Annotated in this window: 6 protein-coding genes; 2 read left to right on the top strand and 4 right to left on the bottom strand. The window is 28.4% G+C overall.

What is annotated here, in order from left to right:
• Positions 1-181, top strand: a 181-nt coding sequence (locus BLS77_RS19290) for an IS3 family transposase (RefSeq protein ID WP_139164872.1), incomplete at its 5' end; no start/stop codon positions are given.
• A 232-nt stretch (positions 182-413) separates the two neighbouring features.
• Here BLS77_RS19290 and BLS77_RS19285 read toward each other — a convergent pair.
• Complete coding sequence (locus BLS77_RS19285) at positions 414-1,343, bottom strand: DUF5692 family protein (RefSeq protein WP_089973785.1); 930 nt, start codon at positions 1,341-1,343, stop codon at positions 414-416.
• A gap of 572 nt (positions 1,344-1,915) precedes the next feature.
• Between BLS77_RS19285 and BLS77_RS19280 the strand changes: the two genes are divergently transcribed.
• The gene (locus BLS77_RS19280) at positions 1,916-3,661 is read left to right on the top strand and encodes an ABC-F family ATP-binding cassette domain-containing protein (RefSeq protein ID WP_089973784.1); all 1,746 of its coding nucleotides are present in this window, start codon (positions 1,916-1,918) and stop codon (positions 3,659-3,661) included.
• 245 nt (positions 3,662-3,906) lie between these two features.
• On the opposite strand, the gene BLS77_RS19275 is transcribed toward BLS77_RS19280, so the two are convergent.
• The 3 genes from BLS77_RS19275 to BLS77_RS19265 form a co-directional block, all read right to left on the bottom strand.
• Positions 3,907-4,209 (bottom strand): hypothetical protein, encoded by a 303-nt coding sequence (locus BLS77_RS19275; RefSeq protein WP_089973783.1) that lies wholly within the window; start codon positions 4,207-4,209, stop codon positions 3,907-3,909.
• A 130-nt stretch (positions 4,210-4,339) separates the two neighbouring features.
• On the bottom strand, positions 4,340-5,539 hold the full coding sequence (locus BLS77_RS19270) for a P-loop NTPase family protein (protein WP_089973782.1): 1,200 nt from the start codon (positions 5,537-5,539) through the stop codon (positions 4,340-4,342).
• 284 nt (positions 5,540-5,823) lie between these two features.
• A complete protein-coding gene (locus BLS77_RS19265) occupies positions 5,824-7,404 on the bottom strand; it encodes an AAA family ATPase (protein ID WP_089973781.1) in 1,581 nt (526 codons plus the stop codon).
• Positions 7,405-8,318 lie beyond the last annotated feature (914 nt).

Here is an 8,318-nt window from a genome sequence, read left to right as displayed (position 1 = left end):
CGGACATATGAAAGATGAAATTCACCTTGGAAAATGCAACACATTTAATCTACTGAAACAAGAAACTGATAATTATATTGATTATTACAATAACAATAGATATCAATGGAATTTGGCCAAGCTATCACCAAATAAATACTACGAATATCTAGAAACCGGTGAATATCCGATTAAAATCTAGCTAAACTAATTTTATATATTAATATAATTTAAAGCACTGGTAAATACCTACAAACGGTATAATACCAGTGCTTTCTTGTCATACATCTTCCATAAAAAATATTCCAATTCATTTTTTAGGCGTTTTTTTCTAACTGTCCTTGACATAGGGACCACTTTATTTTAACTCTATTGCAGTTTCATCATTCAAATTATTTTATTTATTCTCTACCTTTTGGGGCACACTTTCCTTTTTAAATACATTGAGTATTTTCGTTCCTAATAGCTTGATAGTCTTTACGCTCTGTATACAAATCATCCTTAAGAGGATTCTTCTTGTTTTTAATAATTGTTCTAACTTGATAAATTCCAACTCCAACATTAAATACTAAAGCTAAAATACTTACTGTATAATAAGCTGTTGAGCTATGTGTTGAAGCTACTGCATATTTACCATGAACAAAGAAGTTTGGAATTGTTAACATAAGCATCATGTAAAGTGCTAATGTATGAACTCTATGTTGAGCCCAAGCACCTTTTTTGATTGTAAATGCAGGGATTGTACAAGATATAAGCAATGCTGCACTATAAAATGCACGATCTGTTACGCAGTTGTAAACATAAGCAAAGTTCCAAAGATCATAAGCTATAATCCAGAACCACATCATATCAGGCCACACTAAATCATGATGCTTGTCCTTGCTTATAATAATACCACACCAACCGCAAAGGGCTAACATATTAATAATACCGGCAATTCCATTCATGGCATTCCATGGACCACCCTTGAAGAACATATCGTCTATTACACCTTGCATGCCCATGACTTGAAATTCACGAACAACTGCTTCTAATATATTAAGTGCAAGAATGGCAGGTGCCAATGCCAGACACCATTTTTTGCTTTGCATTTTTTTATTAAAACGTAGTCCTAAACCAATATAACATCCTACTAATGCAGAATAAGTTTTGACCCATGCAAACCAGTTAGCTGTTTGAGCACCAGTTCCTGATCCTGAGGTTTTTGGCCAAACAAAAATTGTAAGTATAATAGGTAATACAACAAAAAATAAAATACCTGTTAACTTGTTATATCGAGTTACTTCATTGAAAATCATAAGACCTGCTAAAATAGCTATCCAAACTAACCCTGAATACAACGGAATAGATTCAAATAAAAACATTATTATACCTCCTAAACTTTTATAACAAACCGATCAGTCGTTATGTTAATGATATCATATAATGTAATTTTATGCCAACAAAATATTACTTAAAGCATCAATAAACTCTTGTTGATTGTTACCCTTATCTTCAGATTGTACTATCATTTTAATTGCTATATCAACGCAATTTGAAACAAAAAAACTGTAATAAAGTTTTTAACTCTATTACAGTCTCATAATTATTACATTTTTCATGCTACCTTTACCTGAGGACCAGTGATTTTAACCTTACGCTTGTACTGGGTAAAAAACTAGGGCTCTGAGCTCCTTATTCTGGAAACTCCGTTTTCAGAATTTACTTATTGTAAACAAACCGTATGCGATAGTTCATGTATTAGAATAACTTGGACAGTTTTGTGCTTATATGAAATGATTGAACTTAGTCGAAAAAAATGTTATGCTATCAATATTAAACTTAGTAAAATGTCTTTACTATATAAAAATAAATTATAAAATTTCAATTAATACGATAATATATTAAAGAGCTTATTTTTGTAAGCTCTTTTTTAATGATAAAGAGAGGTACTAATATGATAAAAGTTGATAACTTATCCTACTCATTTCCAAAAAAGGATCTATATAATAATATTTCATTTACATTAGAAGATGATCAACATTGTGCTTTCATAGGAACAAATGGCAGTGGAAAAAGTACACTGATAGATATACTTATTGATCCAGAAAAATATATGTTCGATGGTACTTTAGAGAAGTCCCCTAATTGTAGAATTGGGTATGTAAGTCAATTCTCACAACAGGACGAAACAAAAGAAATTACAGTTTTTGAATATATCGGAGAAGAATTTATTAAACTACAAAATGAAATGACATCTATTTGCAGCGAAATGGAAACATCGACCGATATTGATACTTTACTAGAAAAGTATCAACAAACTTTAGACGCATTTGATGCAATTAATGGTGATGATTTCGAAAAAGTTATTAATAAGAAACTAAATCTTACAAACTTAATGAAGTATAAAGATATAATGATATCTGCCCTTAGTGGTGGTGAAATCAAGCTTATTCAAGTAATTAAGGCAATGCTAAATAGTCCTGACTTAATGATTATGGATGAACCAGATGTGTTTTTAGACTTTGAAAACCTTAATTCTCTTAAAAATCTAATTAATTCACACAAAGGAACAATGTTAATTATTACTCACAACAGATATCTACTTAATCATTGTTTCAACAAAATTATTCACCTTGAAAACATGGAAATACAAGAGTTTGATGGAAGCTATATTGATTATAACTTCTCATTACTTCAAACTAAAATTGAGTTACAAGAACTAGCTGCTGTTGATAATGAGGAAATTGATAGAAACGACAAACTAATAGATAAACTAAGATTTCTCGCAACTGATCATGCTGAACCTGCAAAAGGAAGAGCTCTAAAGGCTAGAGTTAAAGTTCAAGAAAGATTAGAAAAACGTAGAATAAAAGCCCCATTTGTAGAAATTAAAGAACCTTATATAAGTTTAGCTGCCTATAATGTAATGGATGAAGCCACTGTTTTAAAAGTTACTGATTACAGTGTTGCCTTTGATGAAATGCTTCTAGAAAATGTTAACTTTGAGATTAAATCTACTGATAAAGTAGCCATTGTCGGCTCAAATGGTACAGGAAAAACTACTTTACTAGGAGAAATCTTAAAAAACAATAATAATTCTATTGAGATAAATGAAAATGTTGAAATAGCATATTTATCTCAACTACAAGGCAAAACGCTAAATAATTCTAATACCATACTTGAAGAGTTTTTCGATGTTGGTTTCGAAACTCGTGAAGATATTTTATCACATATTTCAGACTATGGTTTTGAAGAAAAAATAATTAATCAAAAAATAGGCACATTATCTGGTGGAGAGAAAAATCTACTTCAATTAGCTAAAATTTCTGAAAGTAAATCAAACATGTTGCTTCTTGATGAACCAACATGCCATTTAGATACATATTCACAAATAGCACTTGAAAAAGCTATACAACATTATAAAGGTTCTATTATAATGATTTCACATGATTTCTATACTATAGTAAACTGTATGGATTATGTTTTAATCATTGAAGATAAGACAATTAGAAAAGTAAAGATGAAAAAATTTAAAAGGATGATTTATGCTAATCATTTTGGCAGAGACTATTTAGAAATTGAACAAAACAAAAAAATAGTTGAAACAAAAATACAATTAGCTTTAAAATATAATGATTTTATCCTTGCAAAAGAGTTATCTGAAGAGTTAGAATCGCTGATTAAGTTACTTCAAATTTAGTGAGTAACAAGGGGCTCACGCCCTTCCCTTCTAACACCTCGGTGGCAATGTCATCAAGCTAAGAATACATTAAATTGGTAAAATAAAAAGGAGATGTAAAAACATCTCCCTAATACATAAATTATCCATTATAATTTCATTGTAAAAACAATGGTAAAAACTGAAACTCATAGCTCATTATTCTGGAAACTATGTTTTCAGAATAATGAGCTATTTCATTTATTAAACTGTAGAACTTATTGTTTTTAATAATATCCCTTTTCACATAATAGATCATAACAATAATTTACTTCTTCATCAGTAAATAATTCTGCATATTGAGCTTTAACAATAGTCGCCTCCATTGTTAATTCAAGGACTCTCGCTTCTACTAATTTATTAAAACAATCCGATGTCCTACCTTTTCTAAAAATTTCCTGTGCAGTTCTAACTATTCCAAATCTATTTATTGTTTCTAAAAATCTTGTCATGTTACAACCATATTCTTTTTCTGCTATTTCACAACTCCCAATAACTTCCTGTTGTAATTTTTGCTCTAATGTTACCATTTTTACACTCCAATTAATATTTATTTTGCTAAAATAATTATAACATTAAATATACTCCATTTTAATAAAAACTTTGCTACCTATAAACAAATAGCAATCACTAGCTATTAATTCTATTACAGTTTGGTCCTTATAAATAAACAGCAAAAATATCTTTTCCATTCACACTTATATTTTCAGTCTTATACTCTTTATTATCTTTGAAATTATAGCTAGCTATTTTTTTTGTTTTTGTCTCTAGTTTAGAAGAAAAATAATTGTATATTCTTTGTTCAAACACTCTATTGCTTAACATACAATTATTTTTTTCATTTTTAATTATTCCATACAAATTAGCTAAATATATAAGTGGATTATCTCTATTAAACTGAATTATTTCACCATTAAAAATAATAGAAAATATAAACTCGTTTAAATCATTATTATTTTCCATATTCTTAAATAAATCATCAAATAAAGTATTACTTTCTCTAAGTAATCTCTTCAGTGCAAGGTCAATCATTGCAATATCCCAAGGACTTGATTTATCTAGAATATCCTCATCAATAATTTGGCATATTCTACTTACTAAAAAAGGATAACCGCTTGTATAATAATATAGTTTATCTGACAATAATTTTGTATCCATTTCTATATTATTTTCTTCGCAATATTCAATTAGCATTGTTTCTATTTCATCTGAATTAAAACTCATATCCACTTTAAAATTAACTGCAATATTCCATGGAGAATTTAACTTTACCTCTTCCCCTTCTCTAATCTTAATCTTAAGAGTTTTAACATCGTGCACTCCTGCAAGTATTACAGATTTAAATGTAACATCTTTCCCCTTATCTCTAAGCAAATATTTATTTCTAAGCATACCAAGGAAACTTAAAAATAATTGGTTATTGCTTGATTTATCTACTTCATCTATTATTAGTAAAACATCTTTATCTAAAGTTTTAATATATTTTGTAATTACCTTTGATAAATCACTTAAATTCTCAACATTAGTTCCCAAAAGCATTAGATTATTTGCAGATTTAATGTCTTCAAATTCAATACTATCTGCCATAAGCTCTATAAATTTTTTAGAAAATAACCTCTCATCATTAAAAATAATATCACCTAAGCCCTCAAAGCTTAAGGAAATAATTAAATAAGTGTCCTTTAAAAAGTTTTCAATTTCATTTATAGTAGTTGTTTTACCAAATTGCCTTGGTCTATTTATTGTAAAATAAAATTCGTTATCTATAAGTTCTTTTATTTTATTTATCTTATTTGTTATCTCAACCATATAATGTTTCCTAGAAACACATACACCTGTAGTATTAAATCTTTTTTTCATAAATATCTCCTATAAGGCATTAAAATATAGTACTTTTTGTTATTAATTTTAAACAACCTACCTATTATTATAAGTATAACATATAGCATAAGCCAACGATACTTCTAATATCATTGGCTTATTTATAAACATTTAATCATATTATTTTACTTATCTATTTGTATTATTCACATACTTTTACCTGGTAATTAGAATTTCCTATTTTCTTACTTTCAAACTCTATCCTTTTTTTTACAAGTACCTGACCCCTTTGTAATTTTAATTTTTAATTTTAGCTGACTGAATCACGCGTACCCTTTAGGGTGTATATTCAAATCTTCAATTATACAGCTATGCTCTTTAGTTTCAGAATTATAACAAATTCCTACTGCTAATACTTTTCTATCTTTATATTCTTTTCTAAATTTCTGTACATATTCTTTTTCCCTTATTTGCTTTATTGCATTTTCAGGAGTATCATCCTTTTTAAGTTCAACTATAAAAGGAATATCATTCTTTCTTAAAGGATGGAATGAAAAATCAGTATATCCTTTCCCGCTCTTTTCTTCGCGTTCAATCCTATAAGTGTCCCTTGCAGAAAGGTACGCCATATTTACTACGCAAGATAGACTGTTTTCATCATTATATTTAAGTATAGGTATTTCAGAGTTATGAACATCATGTAGTATTTCTATAATAGTTTCTATATCACCTTTAACGGTTGCCTTAAGCATCTTTCTTGAGTTTTCAACTATCTCAGAAACATAACCGAAAGATTCATCTGCTAAGGCTTTTTCAAACTCTAGCAATAATTCTTTGTTTGGAATTTTTAGATATCCGTCATAGTAGGATAAAAATCCAAGTATTATCATAGCTGAATAAATCTCTTTTTTAGTTTTTGGAGCATCTTGCCCCGCTCTAAATTCTTCTTTGATTATTATGTCAATTTCTTGTCCTGATACCATTTCTATAACATCATCACGAATCTCTAAAGTGTTATATTTAAGATACACCGCTACCTCATCCATGGCACCTGTATTTGTCCAATAACTTTCACAATTCTCATTTTCAAGAGCCTTTACAACTGACCTTGGGTTATAAACTTTAATTCCCTTTGCCGTGGTGTATCCGTTATACCAATTTTCTAATTCCTTAAAGTCCATTTCTCCATTTTCGCATAACTTCAAAACTTCTTCTTCTGTAAACCCAAAATATTGTCCAAAGATTCTATCTCTTAAAAATGTAAATTCATCAAACATATTAAGTGCACTGCCACTAGAATATTTTTTTATAGGAAGTACTCCTGTCATATAGCAAAGCGCTACATAAGGTTGATCCTTTAAAAGATTTCTTAAGAACTCTAGGAAGTCATTTTGATTTTCTACAAAAAGATTATTATTAAAAATATAATCCCACTCATCAAAAATGAATATAAACTTATCGCAAGTATCTCTAATCATAGTACTTAGATTAAAATAATCATTTGGATTAATATGAGGATATTTTTCTACTATATCTTTTTTCAAGGTTTCCCTTATCATTTTTATATAATCTTCATAACTATTTCCAATTTCAGATATATCATTAAATGATATATTTATTACGTTATATTTATTTAAATTATCATTATATCCACAAGCTTTGCTTATTTTTAAACTATCAAAAATATCCTTTGACTCTACAGACTTAGAATAATAAGCTCCAAGCATATGGGCAACTGATGACTTTCCAAACCTTCTTGGTCTTGTTATGCAAACATATTTCCCCTTAGTTGATATTCTATCATTAAGTAAAGCAATTATTTCTGACTTATCAACAAAATATTTTTCATCAAATAACTCAATATAATTTTCTAAAGGTTTATTTGTATTTAAATATATAGCCACGTTTCTTACCCCCATATTTATTATTAATTTATCAATAAGGAGGGCATATTTCCTTCCCCCCCATTGTAAATCCCCGTTTATCATTATGTCTATATTATATCCAATTTTAAAATATTAAACAACCTAACTACCTCCCCTTAGGTATTTTGGGTCGTGATCTTGTCTTACACGAAATTGCTAATATCTACTCCTAATTATTTGAGGAAATTCTCACAATCTTTTTCATACAACATTATTTTATTGAACAATTGAATCCCTCTCTGAAATCTCATTACAATTATATTGCACTAAAGAATATATATCACAATAATATCTTCATCATGTTAATATGGTATATATACATTGTAGGAGGTTTCTATGAAGAGATATATTCTAATTTTCCCATTATTTATATTCTCTATTGTAATATATATATTCCCTAAAGAAAGTGAATTTCCAAAGTCACTCCCCACTGTTTCAGTATTAGTTAATAATAACTCTTATAATACTATTACCGGGGAAGGAAGCTGGTTTGATCAAAAAAAAAGGTGGAAACAGTCACATTGGTTTTGTTGATGAAAAACTAACAATGAAGCAAAATTTATTGATGTAAAAAATCAATAGTAGATATTTAGAGTATTCTTCAATAACAACTTTAGATAAAAAAACTGCAATAAAGTTTTTAATAAAGTGGTCCCTATGTCAAGGACAGTTAGAAAAAAACGCCTAAAAAATGAATTGGAATATTTTTTATGGAAGATGTATGACAAGAAAGCACTGGTATTATACCGTTTGTAGGTATTTACCAGTGCTTTAAATTATATTGATATATAAAATTAGTTTAGCTAGATTTTAATCGGATATTCACCGGTTTCTAGATATTCGTAGTATTTATTTGGTGATAGCTTGGCCAAATTCCATTGATATCTATTGTT

It is taken from the genome of Clostridium gasigenes, assembly GCF_900104115.1.
In the GTDB taxonomy this organism is placed as follows: Bacteria; Bacillota; Clostridia; order Clostridiales; family Clostridiaceae; genus Clostridium; species Clostridium gasigenes.
This window is presented reverse-complemented; position numbering and strand designations above follow the sequence as displayed.

Bases quoted from the DNA above. Each gene is read 5' to 3' on its own strand.
- BLS77_RS19280 (WP_089973784.1), top strand. From the start codon at position 1,916: ATGATAAAAGTTGATAACTTATCCTACTCATTTCCAAAAAAGGATCTA.
- BLS77_RS19285 (WP_089973785.1), bottom strand. From the start codon at position 1,343: ATGTTTTTATTTGAATCTATTCCGTTGTATTCAGGGTTAGTTTGGATA.
- BLS77_RS19275 (WP_089973783.1), bottom strand. From the start codon at position 4,209: ATGGTAACATTAGAGCAAAAATTACAACAGGAAGTTATTGGGAGTTGT.
- BLS77_RS19270 (WP_089973782.1), bottom strand. From the start codon at position 5,539: ATGAAAAAAAGATTTAATACTACAGGTGTATGTGTTTCTAGGAAACAT.